At 60.2% G+C, this 18,784-nt stretch carries 17 protein-coding genes; 11 read left to right on the forward strand and 6 right to left on the reverse strand.

The genetic code is table 11. The features are described 5' to 3' along the window. A partial coding sequence (locus ACJ8HN_RS18195; protein ID WP_442523786.1) for a transketolase family protein occupies positions 1–1,290 on the forward strand: 1,290 nt, incomplete at its 5' end. A gap of 50 nt (positions 1,291–1,340) precedes the next feature. On the opposite strand, the gene nudK is transcribed toward ACJ8HN_RS18195, so the two are convergent. Next, complete coding sequence (gene nudK / locus ACJ8HN_RS18200) at positions 1,341–1,916, reverse strand: GDP-mannose pyrophosphatase NudK (protein ID WP_033635486.1); 576 nt, start codon at positions 1,914–1,916, stop codon at positions 1,341–1,343. 234 nt (positions 1,917–2,150) lie between these two features. On the opposite strand from nudK, the gene ACJ8HN_RS18205 reads away from it, so the two are divergent. The 3 genes from ACJ8HN_RS18205 to ACJ8HN_RS18215 all read left to right on the forward strand — a co-directional run bounded on the left by ACJ8HN_RS18205 (position 2,151) and on the right by ACJ8HN_RS18215 (position 6,528). Beyond that, entirely contained in the window at positions 2,151–3,797 is a 1,647-nt protein-coding gene (locus ACJ8HN_RS18205; protein WP_442523787.1) for a M60 family metallopeptidase, read from the forward strand. A gap of 260 nt (positions 3,798–4,057) precedes the next feature. Beyond that, positions 4,058–5,734 carry a nitrate/nitrite two-component system sensor histidine kinase NarQ gene (gene narQ, locus ACJ8HN_RS18210; protein WP_342136111.1) on the forward strand — a complete coding sequence of 559 codons (1,677 nt, stop codon included), beginning with the start codon at positions 4,058–4,060 and terminating at the stop codon, positions 5,732–5,734. A 161-nt stretch (positions 5,735–5,895) separates the two neighbouring features. Continuing rightward, positions 5,896–6,528, forward strand: coding sequence for a response regulator (locus tag ACJ8HN_RS18215; RefSeq protein ID WP_033635488.1), 633 nt, complete (start codon positions 5,896–5,898; stop codon positions 6,526–6,528). Between the two features lie 32 nt (positions 6,529–6,560). Here ACJ8HN_RS18215 and ACJ8HN_RS18220 read toward each other — a convergent pair whose 3' ends face one another. After that, positions 6,561–6,839 carry a winged helix-turn-helix domain-containing protein gene (locus tag ACJ8HN_RS18220; RefSeq protein WP_004941750.1) on the reverse strand — a complete coding sequence of 93 codons (279 nt, stop codon included), beginning with the start codon at positions 6,837–6,839 and terminating at the stop codon, positions 6,561–6,563. A gap of 293 nt (positions 6,840–7,132) precedes the next feature. On the opposite strand from ACJ8HN_RS18220, the gene acrD reads away from it, so the two are divergent. Beyond that, on the forward strand, positions 7,133–10,270 hold the full coding sequence (gene acrD / locus ACJ8HN_RS18225; protein ID WP_442523788.1) for a multidrug efflux RND transporter permease AcrD: 3,138 nt from the start codon (positions 7,133–7,135) through the stop codon (positions 10,268–10,270). Positions 10,271–10,396: 126 nt separating this feature from the next. Here acrD and ypfM read toward each other — a convergent pair whose 3' ends face one another. Beyond that, the gene (gene ypfM, locus ACJ8HN_RS18230; RefSeq protein ID WP_100396732.1) at positions 10,397–10,456 is read right to left on the reverse strand and encodes a protein YpfM; all 60 of its coding nucleotides are present in this window, start codon (positions 10,454–10,456) and stop codon (positions 10,397–10,399) included. A gap of 284 nt (positions 10,457–10,740) precedes the next feature. Here ypfM and ACJ8HN_RS18235 point away from each other — a divergent pair, with 284 nt between their 5' ends. The 6 genes from ACJ8HN_RS18235 (at position 10,741) to ACJ8HN_RS18260 (ending at position 14,879) form a co-directional block, all read left to right on the forward strand. Beyond that, positions 10,741–11,172 (forward strand): GNAT family N-acetyltransferase, encoded by a 432-nt coding sequence (locus ACJ8HN_RS18235; protein WP_033635490.1) that lies wholly within the window; start codon positions 10,741–10,743, stop codon positions 11,170–11,172. Positions 11,173–11,703: 531 nt separating this feature from the next. Then, positions 11,704–12,255 (forward strand): LuxR C-terminal-related transcriptional regulator, encoded by a 552-nt coding sequence (locus tag ACJ8HN_RS18240; RefSeq protein ID WP_033648805.1) that lies wholly within the window; start codon positions 11,704–11,706, stop codon positions 12,253–12,255. Positions 12,256–12,509: 254 nt separating this feature from the next. After that, on the forward strand, positions 12,510–12,896 hold the full coding sequence (locus ACJ8HN_RS18245; RefSeq protein WP_033654592.1) for an ArsC family reductase: 387 nt from the start codon (positions 12,510–12,512) through the stop codon (positions 12,894–12,896). Next, positions 12,893–14,020: a succinyl-diaminopimelate desuccinylase gene (dapE, locus tag ACJ8HN_RS18250; protein WP_033648807.1), complete on the forward strand. Its 1,128-nt coding sequence runs from the start codon at positions 12,893–12,895 to the stop codon at positions 14,018–14,020. Before ACJ8HN_RS18245 ends, dapE begins: the two co-directional genes overlap by 4 nt. After that, positions 14,017–14,691 (forward strand): M15 family metallopeptidase, encoded by a 675-nt coding sequence (locus ACJ8HN_RS18255; protein ID WP_033648808.1) that lies wholly within the window; start codon positions 14,017–14,019, stop codon positions 14,689–14,691. The genes dapE and ACJ8HN_RS18255 overlap by 4 nt, the downstream gene beginning before the upstream one ends. A gap of 2 nt (positions 14,692–14,693) precedes the next feature. Then, positions 14,694–14,879 (forward strand): YpfN family protein, encoded by a 186-nt coding sequence (locus tag ACJ8HN_RS18260; RefSeq protein ID WP_004941720.1) that lies wholly within the window; start codon positions 14,694–14,696, stop codon positions 14,877–14,879. A 30-nt stretch (positions 14,880–14,909) separates the two neighbouring features. On the opposite strand, the gene ypfH is transcribed toward ACJ8HN_RS18260, so the two are convergent. The 3 genes from ypfH to ypfJ all read right to left on the reverse strand — a co-directional run bounded on the left by ypfH (position 14,910) and on the right by ypfJ (position 18,652). Then, positions 14,910–15,599 carry an esterase gene (ypfH, locus tag ACJ8HN_RS18265; protein ID WP_033648809.1) on the reverse strand — a complete coding sequence of 230 codons (690 nt, stop codon included), beginning with the start codon at positions 15,597–15,599 and terminating at the stop codon, positions 14,910–14,912. Positions 15,600–15,719: 120 nt separating this feature from the next. After that, positions 15,720–17,732 carry a tRNA(Met) cytidine acetyltransferase TmcA gene (locus ACJ8HN_RS18270; RefSeq protein WP_060423104.1) on the reverse strand — a complete coding sequence of 671 codons (2,013 nt, stop codon included), beginning with the start codon at positions 17,730–17,732 and terminating at the stop codon, positions 15,720–15,722. Positions 17,733–17,788: 56 nt separating this feature from the next. Then, a complete protein-coding gene (ypfJ, locus tag ACJ8HN_RS18275; protein WP_033635497.1) occupies positions 17,789–18,652 on the reverse strand; it encodes a KPN_02809 family neutral zinc metallopeptidase in 864 nt (287 codons plus the stop codon). Between the last annotated feature and the right edge of the window lie 132 nt (positions 18,653–18,784).

The following is an 18,784-nucleotide window of genomic DNA, read 5'->3' on the forward strand; positions in this document are numbered from 1 at the left end:
GACAAGCCGTCGCTGCTGATGTGCAAGACCGTTATCGGCTTCGGTTCGCCGAACAAGGCCGGCACCCATGACGTGCACGGCGCCGCGCTGGGCGCCGCCGAAGTGGCCGCCACCCGCGAGCGGCTTGGCTGGAAATACGCCGCCTTTGAAATCCCGCAGGACATCTACGCCCAGTGGGACGCCAAGGAAGCCGGTCAGGCCAAAGAAGCGGCCTGGAACGACAAATTCGCCGCCTACGCCAGGGCCTTCCCGGAGCAGGCTGCCGAGTTCAAGCGCCGCATGAACGGCGAGCTGCCGGCCGACTGGAAAGCCGACGCCAAGGCGTTCGTTGAAAAACTGCAGGCCAACCCGGCCAACATCGCCAGCCGCAAGGCATCGCAGAACGCGCTGGAAGCGTTCGGCAAGGTGCTGCCGGAGTTCCTGGGCGGCTCTGCCGACCTGGCGCCGAGCAACCTGACCATGTGGTCCGGCTCGAAAGCGCTGAACGTTGACCCGGCGGGCAACTACATTCATTACGGCGTGCGTGAGTTCGGCATGACCGCCATCACCAACGGCATCGCGCTGCACGGCGGCTTCCTGCCGTACTCGGCGACTTTCCTGATGTTCGTGGAATACGCCCGCAACGCGGTGCGCATGGCGGCGCTGATGAAGCTGCGCAACGTGTTCGTCTACACCCACGACTCCATCGGTCTGGGCGAAGACGGCCCGACCCACCAGCCGGTGGAGCAGCTGGCGAGCCTGCGCGTGACCCCGAACATGAGCACCTGGCGCCCGTGCGACCAGGTGGAATCGGCAGTGGCGTGGCAGTACGGCATCGAGCGCAACGACGGCCCGACCACCCTGGTGTTCTCGCGTCAGAACCTGACCCAGCAGCCGCGCACCGCAGAGCAGCTGGCGAACGTGTACCGCGGCGGCTACGTGCTGAAAGACTGCGCGGGCACGCCGGACGTTATCCTGATTGCCACCGGCTCCGAAGTGGGCATCACGGTGGAAGCGGCGGACAAGCTGACCGCGGCGGGCCGCAAGGTGCGCGTGGTGTCGATGCCGTCGACGGACGCGTTCGACAAGCAGGATGCGGCGTACCGCGAGTCGGTGCTGCCGGCGGCGGTAACGGCGCGCGTGGCGGTGGAAGCGGGTATCGCGGACTACTGGTACAAGTACGTGGGGCTGAACGGCGCCATCGTGGGCATGACCACCTTCGGTGAGTCGGCGCCGGCGGAGCAACTGTTCGCCGAGTTCGGCTTCACCGTGGACAACGTGGTGGCCAAGGCGCAGGCGCTGCTGAAGTAAGCGGCCTGGCGCCAGCCAATAAGAAAGCCGGTCATCGTGACCGGCTTTTTTTATGCCATCACCCGATGGATCTGCAAATACTGCAGCAGCATGATGGTCTTGCCGTCTTTAATGCGGCCGTCGGCGATCATCGCCACCGCTTCGCTGAACGGCAGTTCGATCACTTCAATATCTTCATCTTCAATGCCGCCGCCGGCCGCGCGCCGCTCATCGTCATGGTATTCGGCGATAAAGAAGTGCACGATCTCGGTCACGCCGCCCGGCGACATGTAGGCTTCGAAGATTTTCTTGACCTCGCCCACCTGAAAACCGGTCTCTTCCACCGCTTCGCGGCGCGCGCACTGCTCCGGAGAATCGGCGTCCAGCAGGCCGGCGCAGGCCTCGAGCAGCATGCCGCTCTCGTTGCCGTTGACATAAGTCGGCATGCGGAACTGGTTGGTCAGCACCACCGTGCCCTTGGCGCGGTTGTACAGCAAAATGGTGGCGCCGTTGCCGCGATCGTAGACCTCGCGCATCTGTTGCACCGAACCGCCGTTTTTGCGTTTCAGATCGAACGTATACTTATGCAGCACATACCAGTTGTCCGACAGCAGCTCTTTCTTCACATTCTCAATTTTCGACGACATGACCCTTTTCCCTTGAGTTGCAACCTGAAGATCATACCGCGATTACGCCGCGCCGCGGCAGACGATTTGCAACAAAACATCATCGGCCCCGGCGGCGGCCCGACCTGAAATCATCTTAAAGTAAGCACATCTAAGTAGCGGAAACCCTGAAAAAAAACCATAAGGGATAGCGCCACATCATCCTAATAACACGCGCCTATTTTACTTTTCAACGCCTCTTTAGGGAAAACCAACGTGAAACTGACTCATCGCTGCTTGTTACCATTAAGCCTTTTATTGATGGCCAGCGCCGGCGCTCAGGCGGCGGACTGCGCCAACGTGCCGGAATGGGCGGCTAAAACCTACGCCATCAAAGGCACGCAGGTCATAAAGGACAATACGCTGTTCGCCAATAAATGGTGGGCAGAAAAACACCATATCCCCGGCGTAGCCGGTTGGGTCGGCGAACCCTGGCAAAACCTCGGCCAGTGTGCCGCCCAGGAGACTCCCTGGTGGCAAGCCTATGCCGAGCAGGAGGGATTCAACGATGCGTTGCGTTACATCGGCACCAGCCTGGATGCGCTGAATCAGGACGCCGAACAGGCGCTGGCGGACTCGCAAGATGCCCGCACGCCGCTGTATTGGCTCAAACGCACCATGCAGATGTACCCGTCAGACACGCCAAATGTCTACCGGCTGCCGATCGTTCACGCCGCCAGTTGGTACAACTCCTTGTATGGCAGCATGGCGCGCGGAATTTTCTTCTACACCCGCACGCTGGGGAATCAGGGCGACAGCGTCACGATAAAGGCCGGAACTATTCCGGCAGGCAGCTCATGTTTTGCGGCGACCAGCGCCCGTTTCGATAACGTTGACAACATCTACTCGAACAAACGAAAGCTTGATGCCAACAAGGAGACCACTTATACCTTCGCGCAAACCGGCGTCCTGGCGTTAGGCTGCAGCCATCCGCAAAAACAGCAAAACGGCGAATTTGTCCAGTTAGAGGTGAGCGGCGGTGGCGACAGCAACCTGCACATTCTCGGTCAGAATACGCAAGGCGACTGGGAGCAACAGAAGGCCGGCGCCGGCATCCTGGGCGGCGCCGTGTTGTATGACGGTAAATCCAATCACTTCGTACCGAAGAAAATTACCGACAAAACGCAGGAGATCATCAATAAATCGCTGGGGGAAAGCCTCAGCATCGCCGCGCTGTATGAAGCGGTGAACGGCATGGACGGCACCCACGAGATGTTCACGGCATCACAGGGTTCCCTGTTCCTCAACTACAGCAAATGCTGCAGCGCCGAATACCGCGAGGGCGCGGTCAACGTCGGTTTCTTCACCGACAAGACCACCCGCGCCAACGCCGCCCACTGGGGACTCTGGCACGAACTGGGGCATGAGAACGAACCGCAGTGGGAATACAACGTATTCCCCGAAGTGCAGGTCAACCGTTATTCGGTACTGGCTTGCCGCCTGTTGTCGGAACGCAACGATTTCGACTATGGCCCAACCTGCAAACTGGGCGCCGACAAGGAGTGGGATCGGGATGCGGTGCGTAAGTTCCTCGCATCAGAAGTGCGCTATGACGAATTCCCGAAGAAGCAGCATGATGTCGCGCTGGGGTTTTTTACCCATCTGTTGCACGCTTATGATGAATCCTTCTTCCCGCGGATTAATCAGGAACGGCTGAAGCAGACTTTCGCGGCGCCGGGTAACACCATGCAGGATAAGTATAAATACGTTTTCGGCACGCCGCAGAAGGTCATCGACTTCAGCGTGGTCGTCTACAGCCGGGAGGCGGGGCAGGATCTGCGCGAGTACTTCACCCGCTGGGGGCTGCGCTTCAGCGACCACGCAGCGAAGCAGGTGGCCGCGATGAATCTGCCGACGCCCTGAAGCGCGGCAATAAAGCGCCCCCAGAAACAGGGGGCCTTCTGCCTGATTTCATCCGCGCTAAAGGCAAATCTTCAGAGAAAAACGGCCCGCCGCTGAACATCGGCGGGCATTTCGCTATTCATTTGATTACACAACGACAATTGTTCCCGTTTTGTTGACAACTTGATACAAATCGCGGTGCAATTTAGTTGCAAAAGTTATAGTTTTGCTTTCGAATGAAACTGGCGAAGCGCCTCACCTGAGAGAAAAGGATTCCGTGATTGCTTGTTAAACGTTCCGTGACCGGCAGCCTGGCCAGAGCGCTGTTCGGCATCGTGATACTGTCGGTGCTCGCCACCGGGTTGGCGTTGACGACCGTCGCCGGCAGCCAGAGCGATGCCGAGGCGATCAACATTGCCGGTTCGCTGCGCATGCAAAGCTACCGCTTGGCCTTCGATCTCGAGCGGCAGAGCCCGGAGTTGGAGCTGCACCTGCAGCAGTATCGGCAATCTTTGCAGGCGCCCGCGTTGCAAAAGCTGGCGCGCTTTTACGTCCCGGCCGAGGTGCGCAACCACTATCTGGCGCTGCAACGAACATGGCAAACGATGGAGCGGCAGATCCGCGACGGGCAGGCGGCCGCCTACCGGGCTGAGGTCGCCGGCTACGTCAACCGCGTCGATCATTTCGTTTCCGCTCTGCAGCGTTATTCCGAGTTGAAACTCACCCTGGTGGCCGCCGTCAGCGTACTGGGCTACGCCGCCATCATCGGTCTGGTGCTGTTCTGCATCCGCTTTATGCGCCGCCAGGTGGTCACGCCGCTGCAGCATCTGGTCGACGCCAGCCAGCGCGTGCAACAGCGCGACTTTCGCCATCCGCAGCTGGACGTGGCGCTGCCGAACGAGCTCGGCGTGCTGTCGCAAACTTTCAGCGCCATGTCTGACGAGCTGGCCCGCCTCTATCAGTCGCTGGAGCTGAAAGTGCAGGAAAAGACCCAGCGCCTGCAGCAGGCCAACGACACGCTGGAGGTGCTCTATCGCTGCTCGCAGGCGCTGAGCGTGCGTCAGATCGATCAGCAGGCGTTCGAAAATGCGCTGCGCATCGTGCGCCAAAGTGAACGACTGCGCTGCATCCGGTTGAACGTGGCGGACGATCATGGCCAGTGGCAACTGAACGAAGGAGAACCGGCGCCGGCGCAAACCTGGAGCACGCTGCCGATCACCCAAGGCGATAAACTGCTGGGCGAGTTGCGATGGCAGCCCGAAGCACAGCCGCCGCATCCTCACCTGATGCAGAGCCTGGCCAACATGCTGGGGCGCGGCGTCTACTTCAACCGGGCGCAAAAGCAGCACCAATATCTGCTGTTGATGGAAGAGCGTGGAACCATCGCACGCGAGCTGCACGATTCGCTGGCGCAGACGCTGTCGTTCCTGCGCATCCAGCTGACGCTGCTCCGGCGCGCCGCCGACGATCCGGCGGCGCAGGCGATTATCGACGATTTCGAGCGCACGCTGGCCGATGCCTATCGCCAGCTGAGAGAATTGCTGGCCACCTTCCGCCTCAACATTCAGGAGGCGGATCTGAATGCCGCGCTGGAGCAACTGTTGCAGCCATTAAAGGCGCTAACCCCCGCGCGGATTCAGTTACACTGTCGGCTGCCCTCGCAGGCGCTCAACGCCCAGCAGCAGGTGCACGCGCTGCAGATCGTGCGCGAGGCGGTGCTCAATGCCGTCAAGCACGCCGGAGCGAACGAGATCGCGGTATGTTGCGAGGTCAACGCCGCAGGCGACAACGTATTCAGCATTACCGACGACGGTTGCGGCATCGCCAGTCTGGAAGAACCGGAAGGGCATTACGGCTTGACCATCATGAGCGAACGCGCGGCGCGACTGGGAGGAACGCTGCGCATCCGGCGCAGAAGCGGCGGCGGCACGGCGGTCTGCCTGACATTCTCGCCCTGACCTTGCGGCTGTTCACTCTGCGTTACGGTTGCCGCCGGCCTGAAGGCCGCCCGGAGAGGTTTGCGGTGCAGAATGCCGCTATTTTTGAAGAGACAGTCCCACTGTGAAGCACGCCTCCGGGCGCGTTTGAGTGGCTTTACTTGCTACAGGGAGCATATTTCATGGTGATGAAGCAATACCGAGTCATGATCGTTGACGATCATCCGTTGATGCGGCGCGGCATCAAACAACTGCTGGGACTGGATGCGCGATTTGGCGTGGTGGCAGAGGCCGGCAACGGCAGCGAGGCGGTTGCGCTGGCGCTGCAACACGCTCCGGACGTGATCTTGTTGGATCTGAACATGAAGGGCATGTCGGGGCTGGATACGCTGCGGGCCCTGCGCGACGAAGGCGTGGACGCGCGCATCATCGTGCTGACGGTCTCCGACGCGCGCAGCGATCTGTATGCGCTGATCGACGCCGGCGCCGACGGCTATCTGCTGAAAGACAGCGAACCCGAACAACTGCTGGAGCACATCAGCGCCGCCGCCGAGGGCCAGAACGTGATCAGCGACGCGATGGCCGACTATTTGCTGGCGCGCAGCGAGCAGCGCGACCCCTTCGCCGCCTTGACCGAACGCGAACTGGACGTCCTGCAAGAGGTGGCGCGCGGCCTGTCCAACAAGCAGGTGGCGGCGCAGTTGCATATCTCTGAAGAAACCGTGAAGGTGCACATCCGTAACATACTGCGCAAGCTGGACGTGCGTTCTCGCGTGGCGGCGACGGTGATGTACCTGGAGTACAAAAGCCACTGATCGCCCCGCCCCGGCCGATCCGCCGGGGCCGCTTACTCGATGGCGCTGAGCAGCGCCTGATGATGCTGGTGCACCCAGCTCTTGTTGAACGGCCCCCAGCTTTCCAACTGATAGAAACCGTCGTTGTTGCGCACGCCCTGCTGCACGAACTGCAGCTCGACGCCCATGCCGGGCAGCGCCTTCAGCACATCCTGCAACGTACGGCGCGGCCAGCCGGTCAGCGCCATCAACCGCGGCACATTGGGCCGCTCACTGTGGCTGATCAGCCAGCATAAATAAAGCCGACGGGCAAATACCGGGTTAATTCCCATGCCAAGCTCCTGCTGTAAGGTGAGGCCAGTTTTTACTTTTCGATTCCCTGCGGCGAAAAAATGCGCAAGGCCTTTGATAGTAATAAAAATGTCTTAATAGCGTACAATTACCGACGCCGATACGCCCGCGCCGTTTTCCGCTACCGTTATTTACACTATCTCCTTTTTTTCTCCACGCTTTCCTCGGCTATCCCGAGTAAAGTGCAATAGCGCCGGAATCCTTCCCTGCCGCTGAAATGCATATTTCCGATGCGTTTTAAAGATAGAACAAGTCATAACGAGGTTCGCGCTGCATGGCCAATTTTTTTATTGATCGCCCGATTTTCGCCTGGGTGCTGGCAATTATTCTTTGCCTGACCGGGGCGTTGGCGATTTTTTCTTTACCGGTAGAACAATACCCGAATTTGGCGCCGCCGAACGTGCGCATCAGCGCAACTTACCCAGGTGCTTCGGCGCAAACGCTGGAAAACACCGTCACCCAAATCATTGAACAGAATATGACCGGCCTCGACAACATGATGTACATGTCGTCGCAGAGCACCAATACCGGCCAGGCGACCGTGACGCTGACGTTCGAAGCCGGCACCGATCCCAACGAGGCGATGCAGCAGGTGCAAAACCAGCTGCAGGCCGCGATCAAACGCCTGCCGCAGGCGGTGCAAAATCAGGGGGTGACGGTCTCGAAATCCGGCGACACCACGCTGATGATGGTGGCGTTCGTCTCCACCGATGGCAGCATGGACAGGCAGGACATCGCCGATTACATCGTCTCCAACCTGCAGGATCCGCTCAGCCGCATCAACGGGGTCGGCAGCATGGACGTGTACGGCTCGCAATACGCCATGCGCATCTGGCTCGATCCCAACAAGCTCAACAGCTATCAGTTGACCACCCAGGATGTGGTCAGCGCCATTCAGTCGCAGAACGCCCAGGTCGCGGTCGGCCAGTTGGGCGGCACGCCATCGGTCGATAAGCAGGCGCTGAACGCCACCATTAACGCCCAGTCGCAGCTCCAGACGCCGGAACAGTTCCGCCAAATCACCCTGCGGGTCAATCAGGACGGTTCGCTGGTGACGCTGGGCAACGTCGCCAACGTCGAACTGGGCGGCGAGAACTACAACTACCTCAGCCGCTACAACGGCATGCAGGCCGCGGGCATGAACATCAAGCTGGCCTCCGGCGCCAACGAACTGCAGACCGACCAGTTGGTGAAGGACAAGATCGCCGAGCTGTCGCAATACTTCCCGCACGGGCTGGAGGCCAAAGTGGCCTATGAAACCACCCCCTTCGTCAAAGCCTCGATCAAGGACGTGGTGAAAACGCTGCTGGAAGCCATCCTGCTGGTGTTCCTGGTGATGTATCTGTTCCTGCAGAACTTCCGCGCCACACTGATCCCCACCATCGCCGTGCCGGTGGTGCTGCTGGGTACCTTCGCCATCCTTTCCGCCTGCGGCTTCAGCATCAATACCCTTACCATGTTCGCCATGGTGCTGGCGATCGGCCTGCTGGTGGACGACGCCATCGTGGTAGTGGAAAACGTCGAACGCGTGATGAGCGAAGAAGGCCTGCCGCCGCGTGAAGCCACGCGCAAATCCATGGGGCAAATCCAGAGCGCGCTGGTCGGCATCGCCCTGGTGCTGTCAGCGGTGTTCGTGCCAATGGCGTTCTTCGGCGGCACCACCGGCGCCATCTATCGCCAGTTCTCCATCACCATCGTTTCCGCCATGGTGTTGTCGGTGCTGGTGGCGATGATCCTGACCCCGGCCCTGTGCGCCACGCTGCTCAAACCGATCGCCAAGGGGCATCATCACGGCAAGCGCGGCTTCTTCGGCTGGTTCAACCGCATGTTCAACCGCAACGCCGAACGCTATGAGCGCGGCGTGGGGCGCATTCTGCACGCCAGCGGCCGCTACATGGTGATTTATCTGCTGTTGCTCGGCGGCATGGCGCTGCTGTTCATCAAGCTGCCGACCTCGTTCCTGCCGCAGGAAGACCGCGGCATCTTCACCGTACAGGTACAGCTGCCGGCGGGCTCGACCCTGCAGCAAACCTCTAAAGTGGTGGAAAAGGTCGAGCAGTATTTCCTCACCGAAGAGAAACAGGACGTGTTGTCGGTGTTCGCCATCATCGGCTCCGGGCCGGGGGGCAACGGCCAAAACGTGGCGCGTCTGTTCGTTCGGCTGAAAGACTGGGATCTGCGCACCTCGGGCGCCAACAGCTCGTTCGACATCATCGATCGCGCCACGCTGGCGTTCAACAAGATTAACGAAGCGCGGGTGATCGCCAGCAGCCCGCCGGCGATCACTGGCCTCGGCAACTCCTCCGGCTTCGACATGGAACTGGAAGATCACGCCGGGTTGGGGCACGCCAAACTGATGGCGGCTCGCGACCAACTGTTACAGCTGGCGGCGCAAAATCCGCTGCTGTCGCGCGTGCGCCACAACGGCCTGGACGACAGCCCGCAGCTGCAGATCGATATCGATCAGCGCAAGGCGCAGGCGCTGGGCGTATCTATCGACGACATCAACAATACCCTCTCTACCGCCTGGGGTTCGACCTACGTCAACGACTTCGTCGATCGCGGCCGGGTGAAGAGAGTTTACGTGCAGGCCGCCGCGCCGTTCCGCATGCTGCCGGAAGACATCAACAAATGGTATGTGCGCAACAGCGCGGGCGGCATGGTGCCGTTCTCGGCCTTCGCCAGTTCACACTGGGAATACGGCTCGCCGCGGCTGGAACGCTATAACGGCAACTCGGCGCTGGAAATCGTCGGCGAGGCGGCCAACGGCGTCAGCACCGGCACCGCCATGGCGGAAATGGAAAAACTGGTCAGCCAGTTACCGACCGGCTTCGGGCTGGAATGGACGGCGCTCTCCTACCAGGAACGCTTGTCCGGCTCGCAGGCGCCGGCGCTGTACGCCATCTCGCTGCTGGTAGTGTTCCTGTGCCTGGCGGCGCTGTATGAAAGCTGGTCGATACCGTTCTCGGTGATGCTGGTGGTGCCGCTGGGGGTGATCGGCGCGGTCGCCGCCACCTGGCTGCGCGGCCTGGAGAACGACGTTTATTTCCAGGTCGGCCTGTTGACCATCATTGGGCTGTCGGCGAAAAACGCCATTCTGATCGTCGAATTCGCCAACGAGCTGAACCACAAAGGGCAGGATCTGATGTCCGCGACGCTCGACGCATCACGCATGCGTCTGCGGCCGATCCTGATGACTTCGCTGGCGTTCATCTTCGGCGTGCTGCCGATGGCCACCAGCAGCGGCGCCGGTTCCGGCAGCCAGCATGCGGTCGGCACCGGGGTGATGGGCGGCATGATCTCCGCCACCCTGCTGGCGATTTTCTTCGTGCCGCTGTTCTTCGTGCTGGTGCGCCGCCGCTTCCCGGGCAAAGCGCATCCGGCAGGCAATACGACGGCCGCCGGGGAGTGATAGCCTGGGCATAAAAAAAGCAGCGTCGGGTTACCGATGCTGCTTTATTTCGAACGATAATCTCGTTCCCAAGGTGTTTCAGTGACTTTCCAATGACTCAACCTTGCCATCTGCTTCAACGCTGTGTCAGTTGCCCAACATCTCATCAATGAAGTCTTTCCAGTTTCCTAATTCACGATCAACCATAATACTTTACAACCTCAATTATTTGACGAAGCGGATTCTACGCCTGTTTTTTGACCATGTGAAGGGAAGCGGGAACGATGCCGGGCCCGGAAACCGGGCTTAGCGCACATTTTCGTATTTATCTGATCAATGTTTAGTGCTGCTATTCCCTTGTGATATCAATTTCTCCGCGATAGCGTGTAAAAGGTATAAAAATACGACAATGGGGCGCCGACATCCGCGGGTATCAGCGCGCCATTCGGCACTATGCCGCCGACCTCAGTCTTATTGGTTAGAGGAAAACGATGGAAATTATCACCGACCCGAACCGCCGCGCCATCGACTGGCAGCGGCTGTGTGAATTGCTGGAGGCCGCCGGGCTGGGCAAGCGCGATCCGCACACCCTGCGGCGCGTTTACCAACACAGTCAGTTTTGCTATTGGGGGTTTATCGGCGACGAGCTGATCGCCACCGCGCACGCCATCAGCGACCTGACCTCGGTCGCTTATCTGGCCGACGTGGCGATCGATCCGCGCTTTCAGGGGCAAGGGCTGGGGCGCCGGTTGATGGATCGGGTGATGCAAGATTTGGCGCCGCTCGGCAAGATTTTCATCTATTCCGTGCCGGAAAAACTGGCCTTCTATAAAAAGTACGGCTTTCATGATTTGACCACCGGCATGGTGTATGCGGACGGCGCCTCACTGCAACGGTTGCAAAACGGCGGTTATATCCGCTGATCATCTTGATCAAAATACTTTTCTCAGCAGAATACAGCTGACGATCTGCTTGAGACAGATAAAATGCTTAGCCAAAACGCCCCAGAAAAAACACACACTCTCTTTTAACTTTTTATTTTCACTATTATTCACCTCTGCAACCATGAATGAGAAAACGTTTGAACTTCCTGTTAGAGATATTTCTTAGTCATTAGACCTCTTACAAAGATATCACGAACCAAAAGATCGGTAAAAACGATCGAATATTAATTTACGATAGGAATAATCTATGCTATTTCCTTTTAATTCTCCTTGATTGATAGCTGGCATCTATTTAAAAACCTCTACCCCTCTTGCGGCACTTTTTATTAATCCTATTTATCTCTTGATTATCAATCAAATAAAAAACAAACTGACTAAACCAGCGGTATAGGTAAATGTTGAGATTCATCATCGGAAATAATTCAACATTTAATTATTTCGATTATTTCTATTTTTATACTTTAAGATAACCGTCGCCACCGGGAATAAAAAATAAAGGATTATAATAATATGAAGATCGATATTTTCAGCGAATGTACCTATACCATTATCGGTATCAGACAACTGATAAATCAAACATGGTCAGAAAAAAACACGCCAGCCGACTTTAACCGCAGAAGGGTCTGCTTTATCGATGTCACCCTCGCCAATTTTGAAGCGCGTTACCGCGATGAATATGCCAACCCCAAAACCTACAAAATAGTTATTATTACCGACTGCCCGCATGAGATGGTGATTGTCGACAATAAGACCATTATATTATCAAACCTTATATCTTTAAGCCGTTTCAGCCACCTGATCGGCGATTTATATACGCGCTACAGTCACTATACCGAGCCGCCGCAGCTCTCCCGGCGCGAGTCCCTTTTCCTGTCGGAGTGGTCGACGGGAAAATCGCTGACCGATATCAGCAACGCTATGAATATAAGAAACAAAACCGCCAATCATTACAAATCGAGAATCATGAAAAAGCTTGGCGCCAGCAGAATAAAACCGCTGTTGCATATTACCCGCGTACGGTGTTTAACCGATCGTTTAAATATAAAAATTAATAAAGAATAGTTCCTCTGAGCCCAGATCCGCATTGGCGGCTGAACGCGTTCGCCGACGTCTTTTACAAGCACCGTCGGCGAAGTCTGCCGTTCAACCACATTGCCAACTTCTCTCCCTGGTGCTCAATCGCATCTCGCGCGCATCGTTGTCTGGATCTCGCCGCCGCTTTACTGGCATTATCTCTGCTATCGCCGGGCGGCGAGAAGGCCTAAGACCGCGCCCGCCGCCCAGTATCGACTCGACGAGACAGGTAGCTTTACGCCATGGCAAACAAACCGCAACAGACAACGCTGACGATGTACGGCATCAAAAACTGCGACACCATCAAGAAAGCCCGCCGCTGGCTGGAAGATCAGGGCGTGGCCTATCATTTTCACGACTACCGCGCCGACGGCCTGACCGAACAGCAGCTGCGCGGTTTCGTCGCGCAACTGGGTTGGGAGCCGCTGCTCAATACCCGCGGCACCACCTGGCGCAAGCTGGATGAAGCGCAGCGCAACGCCTGCGATAACGCCGACGCCGCCATCGCGCTGATGTTGGCGCAGCCGGCAATCATTAAACGCCCGCTGCTGGACGACGGCAACGGCCGCGCCCTGCTCGGTTTTAACGCCGACACTTACCAGCAATTTATCGCCGAGGTCGCCGTATGACTTGCCCGGTTATCGAACTGGCCCAGCAGCTGATCAAGCGCCCTTCCCTCAGCCCGAATGACGAAGGCTGTCAGCAACTGATGATCGATCGTCTGCAGGCGATCGGCTTCACCGTCGAAGCGATGGACTTCGAAGACACCCAGAATTTCTGGGCCTGGCGCGGCGAAGGGCAAACCCTGGCGTTTGCCGGGCACACCGACGTGGTGCCGACCGGCGATGAAAAGCGTTGGGACAACCCGCCGTTTGAACCGGCGATCCGCGACGGCATGCTGTATGGCCGCGGCGCGGCGGACATGAAAGGTTCATTGGCCGCAATGGTGGTGGCCGCCGAGCGCTTTGTCGCCGCCAACCCGGATCACCGGGGCCGCCTGGCATTTCTGATCACCTCGGATGAAGAGGCCAGCGCCACCCACGGCACGGTTAAGGTGGTCGAAGCGCTGATGGCGCGCAACGAGCGGCTGGATTACTGCCTGGTCGGCGAGCCGTCCAGCACCGAGCGCGTCGGCGACGTGGTGAAAAACGGTCGTCGCGGCTCCATCACCGCCAACCTGCATATACACGGCGTACAGGGGCACGTCGCCTATCCGCACCTGGCGGACAACCCGGTGCACCGCGCCATGCCGGCGCTGAATGAACTGGTGGCGATCGAATGGGATCGCGGCAACGAGTTCTTCCCGCCGACCAGCATGCAGATCGCCAACGTGCAGGCCGGCACCGGCAGCAACAACGTGATCCCGGGCGATCTTTACGTGCAGTTCAACTTCCGTTTCAGCACCGAGCTGACCGATGCGATGATCAAGCAGCGCGTGGAAGAGCTGCTGGAACGCCACCAGCTGAACTACAGCATCGAGTGGCGGCTGTCCGGCCAACCGTTCCTCACCTCGCGCGGCGCGCTGGTGGATGCGGTGGTCAACGCCGTCGAGCACTATTCTGAACTGACGCCGCAGTTGCTGACCACCGGCGGCACCTCCGACGGCCGCTTCATCGCGCAGATGGGCGCGCAGGTGGTGGAGCTGGGGCCGGTCAACGCCACCATCCACAAGGTCAACGAATGCGTCAACGCCGCAGATCTGCAGCTGCTGAGCCGCATGTATCAACGCATCATGGAGCAATTGGTCGCATGATCAACGCAGAGATGCTCACCGGCCGCTCAACCGAACACCTGGCGCCGCTGAGCGGGAACCATCGGCTGCAGCCGCAGGCGGTCAACGCCTTCCTGGCGATGCAGCAAGCGGCGCGTGAGGCGGGATTCGATCTCCAACCCGCCAGCACCTTCCGCGATTTCGACCGGCAGTTGGCGATCTGGAATGGCAAATTCTGCGGCCAGCGGCCAGTATTAGATAAGGACAGCCGCCCGATCGACGTCGCGCCGCTGCCCGCCGCTGAGCGCTGTGAGGCGATCCTGCGCTGGTCGGCTCTGCCGGGCGCCAGCCGCCATCACTGGGGCAGCGATCTGGATGTGTACGATCCGTCGCTGCTGCCGGAAGGGAAAAAGCTGCAGCTGGAGCCGTGGGAATATGAAGAAGGCGGTTACTTTGCGCCGCTCAACCAGTGGCTGACGGCGCATATGGCCGAGTTCGGTTTCTACCGCCCCTTTACCGAAGACAGCGGTGGCGTGGCGGTTGAGCCGTGGCATCTGAGCTACCGGCCGCTGGCGCAAGAGGCCGAACGCTTGCTGACCCCGGCGCTGTTGCTGGCGGCCTGGCAAGACAAGGAGGTCGCCGGTGCCGAATGGCTCGAACGCCATCTGCCCTCGATTTTTTCGCGTTTTATACGCAGTGAAGTAAAGGAGTAGCTATGCAATGGTTAGCTGATTACTGGTGGATTATCCTGCTGGTTCTGGTGGGAATGGTCGTCAGCGGCATCAAGGAACTGCGCCGCGTCGACGTGAAAAGCTATCTGGCCAACAAGCCGGAGATCCCGCCGCACCGCGACAATAATGCCCAGTGGGATGACGAAGACGACTGGCCGAAAAAGAAATGACACCAGGGCGCTTATCGGCGCCCTGAGTTTTTAGCGAAAGGCGATCAGCTCGCCGCGCTTGCCGGACAATGCCTCGTCCCAGTAGCGCTGCGGCACATAATAATGCAGCCTTTCCAGCGCGGCGTTCATCATGCCCTGGTTGATCGCGTGCCCGACGTTTTCCTCCACGTCCAGCGTGAAATCGGCGCCGCCGGCCCGAAGCGCTTCCGCCGCCGCGTGAGCGTGTTGCACCGCGATCACCGCGTCCTCTGCACCGTGGATCAAATGCACCACGCTGTCGCCGAAAGCCTGCTCAGGCAGCTGGGCGAAACGCCCGCTGAACGCCACCACGCGCCCGGCCAGCCGGGTTTCCGCTTTCAATGCTTCCAGCGCCATAATGGCCCCTTGCGAGAACCCCACCAGCGCCGTGCCGGCATAGCCCACGCCGCTCAGCTGCTGCCAATGGCGCACCACCGCCACAAACTGCGGCATCACGTCTGCAATACGGGCCGCGCGGTTCTCTTCGGTCACGTCCTGCACCGAAAACCACTGGCGCCCGGCGCCGTTGCCAAACGCTTCGGGGCCACCGATGCTCACCACCTGCGCCTGAGGAAACTCTTTGGCGAAGTAGCTGCCGATCTCCCCCATCGCCACCGGGTTGTCGCCGACACCGTGAAACAGCAAGATCAGCTGCGCCGCCGGGGTCGCCGGGCTTTGGACAACGAAATGCTCATGTTTCATCGATGACTCCTTAATAGTAACCAAACCTGGTGCGAGGACAGTCGCCGCCGCACCGCTGACAGTGACTATACGCCGTTGAGAAAGCGGGAAAATCGGGTTTTATTGAGCGAATTGTTCAATTTATTGCAACGACTGCGCCCAGTCGCGCCAGTAGCGGCAGTGCTGCGCATTCAGCTGTTCCAGCGCCTGCGCCGTTTCATGCCGCCAGTGGCGCAGCAAGGCTTTCTGGCCGCTGACGCCCGCCTGCTCCGCGCAGGCTGCCGGGGATTGCCGCCGCTGCAGATGGCCGCGCAGCGCGGGCAGCGGCAGATTGCTGGCCAACAGCAAACGCTGCAATGCCCCCAGGCTGGCCTCCAGCGGCCGGTGGGCGAAAGCGAACCCGGCCAGCTCGCGCCAGTCCTCTTCGCCGAGCGACGTATCGCCGTCGTCGCCCGGGATCGCCAGCGCGAGCTCGATGCGCTGCCGCAGCCAGGGCCAGTCGCGCGCCAGATGCTTGTGCGCCGCGTGCCGCAGCGCCTCCCCTTGCTCGCTCAAGGGTAAAATAGCCATCGCGGTATAGCAGCCGCTGCTGGCCTCCGGCTTGCTGCCGATGCGCACCAGCTCGAAACCGCAGGATTGCCAAAAACGCCACAGCGGCTCGGTATAGCCGAAGCTGACCGACAGGAAATCCAGCCCCTGCGCCTGGCGGCGTTGCCGTTCAATCAGCTGACGCGCGATACCCTGTCGCCGCAGCGCCGGCAGCGTCGCGATGCGGGTAATGCGCCGTGAACGTAGCGTTGGCGCCCACCATTGGCCGCCGTGCGCCGCCAGCGACTGCGCCACCAGGTTGCCGCGCGGCCGACGGCGGCCGGCCCACACATCGTGCGCCAACTCGGCGCTCAAGCCGCCTTCGTCCACCAGCCACACGGCGCCGACCACCTCTGGCCCGGCCTGCGCCAGCCCGTAATGCATGCCGGGCGCATCCATCAGCCTGCGCAAGTCCAGCGGCGAGGTGCGGTAATGCGCGCTGCTCAGCAGGGCGTAGAAACGCGCCAGCCGCTGCGGATCGGCGCACAGTTCGCGCTGCTCCGCCTGGCTGTAATCGATCGCCTGGCCATCCGCCGGCCAGACGGGCAGCTCGTTGAACAACAGCGCATTGTCCGTGATCCGTTCCAGCGCATCGCCCTGTGCCCAGCGCATCGGCTGTTGCAGGCTCAACGCCTGATAAGACGGCAGCCCGGCGCAAAACTTCAGCAGAAAACCGCGGCCGGTGCCCTCATACCCCTGCACCGTAGTGGTCAGCAGCACGCGCGGGAAATAACCGATCAGCTGCTGCAACAGCGGCGCGGGGATCGCCGCCGCTTCATCCACCAGCAGCCAGCCCACGGCGCCGACGTCCCCCTCCCGACACTGCGCCAGCAAGGCATCAGGCGCCCAAAACTGCGCGCGCCCCTGCGCCCATTCCCCGGCCACCTCCGTGGCGGCGCGGCTCGGCCCGGTGATCCAACAGGTCAGCGGCGACTGCGCCACCAGCATGCCGGCCAGCGTCGATTTGCCGCGGCCGCGGGCGGCGGTCAGCACCCACACGCCGGATTCGGCCTGCAGCAGCGCCGTCAAGATCGCCTGTTGCTCCCCGGTCGGCCGGCCATCCGGCGGCAGCCAACCCTCGCGCGCCGGCAGCTCGGCGAGCGTCAGAGGCTCATCCTGCCGCCAGATCGTCACTTCTCGGTCGTCTGCCAGGTGCTGCTGCAGATGGTGAATGAAATGCGGGGTGGTGATCGGCTGTGGGCAATCGCTCCAGCGCAGGCTGTCGCCGTCCGGCAGCTGAGACCATTGCCGCCAGGGCGGCGTCAGCAGCAGCAGCCAGCTGCCGGCGCGCAGTGCGCCGCACAGCGCCGCCAACGCCTCCACGTCCAGCGATTGGCCGGCGTCGAACACCGCGTGCAGCCGTTCCTGCCCCAGCAGTTGGCGCACCGCGCCGCTCGCCAACGCCGTCAGGCCGGGCGGCGGGTTTTCCCCCACCCACGGCCAGTCGCCCGGCAGCGTCGCCGCCAGCCGCTGCGCCTGTTCGCGGCACCAGCCGGGCTCACCGCTGAGCACCAGCAGGCGCCGGATGCCCTGCCGCCGCATGAGTTGTTGCGCTGCCTGTAGCATAAGGCTGTATCTCAATCCGAAAAAAATGCCGGAGTCAGGCTCCGGCACTTGAGGCGTTAACGGGATGCAAAGGTGTTGCAGGTATTGGGATCGCCGCTGTCGAAGCCCTGTTTAAACCAGGTGTAGCGCTGCTGCGAGGTGCCGTGAGTGAAGCTGTCCGGCACAACGCGGCCCTGACTCTGCTGCTGCAACCGATCGTCGCCAATCGCCTGCGCGGCGTTCAGCGCCGCCTGCAGATCGCCCTCTTCCAGCATCTGCTGCTTCTCGGCGTATTTGCCCCACACGCCGGCGAAACAGTCCGCCTGCAGCTCCATTTTCACCGACAGACGGTTCACTTCCGCCTGGCTGGCACCCTGCTGCATCTGGCGAACCTTGGGCTCGATGCCCAACAGGTTCTGCACGTGGTGGCCGACTTCGTGCGCCACCACATAGGCCTGAGCGAAATCACCGCCGGCGCCCAGCTTGGTTTTCATGTCCTGATAGAAAGACAGATCGATATACACCGTTCTGTCACCCGGGCAGTAGAACGGCCCCATTGCCGCCTGACCGGTGCCGCAGCTGGTGCGCGTCACGCCGCGATACATCACCAGCTTCGGCGGTTGATAGGTTTTGCCCATGCGCTGGAAAATCTCTTTCCAGTTGTCCTCGGTCGAGGCCAGCACCACCGAGGTGAATTTGGCCAGCTCATCATCTTTCGGACTGATGTTGGCGCTCTGTTGTTGCCCCTGCGGCGCAACGTTACCGCCGTTCAATAGCGGCGACAGATCGATGCCGTAATAGCCGGCCACCAGCACCACCACCAGAATGACGATGCCGCCCTTGCCGCGCACCGGCACGCGGAAGCCGCCGCCGCCCAAACCTGAAGATTGCCCGCGACGATCCTCAACATTGTCACTTTCCCGACGCCCTTGCCAACGCATAAATATACTCCAGATATTTCCCCTGCTCGTTGAAGTTGCGCCGCGATGGTAAGCGCAAAGGCAGCTTCAAGCCTGAGTGGGATAGGTTTTAGTCATCTCGCATCCATCATTATAAATGGTCTGCCGCAGAGG

The organism is Serratia sp. CY29653, assembly GCF_052169255.1.
In the GTDB taxonomy this organism is placed as follows: Bacteria; Pseudomonadota; Gammaproteobacteria; order Enterobacterales; family Enterobacteriaceae; genus Serratia; species Serratia sarumanii.

What these genes read in the sequence shown, in the direction of transcription:
- ACJ8HN_RS18260 (WP_004941720.1), top strand. Translation starts at nt 14,694, where the DNA reads ATGCAATGGTTAGCTGATTACTGGTGGATTATCCTGCTGGTTCTGGTG.
- ACJ8HN_RS18215 (WP_033635488.1), top strand. Translation starts at nt 5,896, where the DNA reads ATGGTGATGAAGCAATACCGAGTCATGATCGTTGACGATCATCCGTTG.
- ACJ8HN_RS18255 (WP_033648808.1), top strand. Translation starts at nt 14,017, where the DNA reads ATGATCAACGCAGAGATGCTCACCGGCCGCTCAACCGAACACCTGGCG.
- ypfH (WP_033648809.1), bottom strand. Translation starts at nt 15,599, where the DNA reads ATGAAACATGAGCATTTCGTTGTCCAAAGCCCGGCGACCCCGGCGGCG.
- ACJ8HN_RS18240 (WP_033648805.1), top strand. Translation starts at nt 11,704, where the DNA reads ATGAAGATCGATATTTTCAGCGAATGTACCTATACCATTATCGGTATC.
- acrD (WP_442523788.1), top strand. Translation starts at nt 7,133, where the DNA reads ATGGCCAATTTTTTTATTGATCGCCCGATTTTCGCCTGGGTGCTGGCA.
- ACJ8HN_RS18245 (WP_033654592.1), top strand. Translation starts at nt 12,510, where the DNA reads ATGGCAAACAAACCGCAACAGACAACGCTGACGATGTACGGCATCAAA.
- dapE (WP_033648807.1), top strand. Translation starts at nt 12,893, where the DNA reads ATGACTTGCCCGGTTATCGAACTGGCCCAGCAGCTGATCAAGCGCCCT.
- ACJ8HN_RS18235 (WP_033635490.1), top strand. Translation starts at nt 10,741, where the DNA reads ATGGAAATTATCACCGACCCGAACCGCCGCGCCATCGACTGGCAGCGG.
- ACJ8HN_RS18270 (WP_060423104.1), bottom strand. Translation starts at nt 17,732, where the DNA reads ATGCTACAGGCAGCGCAACAACTCATGCGGCGGCAGGGCATCCGGCGC.
- nudK (WP_033635486.1), bottom strand. Translation starts at nt 1,916, where the DNA reads ATGTCGTCGAAAATTGAGAATGTGAAGAAAGAGCTGCTGTCGGACAAC.
- ACJ8HN_RS18220 (WP_004941750.1), bottom strand. Translation starts at nt 6,839, where the DNA reads ATGGGAATTAACCCGGTATTTGCCCGTCGGCTTTATTTATGCTGGCTG.
- ypfJ (WP_033635497.1), bottom strand. Translation starts at nt 18,652, where the DNA reads ATGCGTTGGCAAGGGCGTCGGGAAAGTGACAATGTTGAGGATCGTCGC.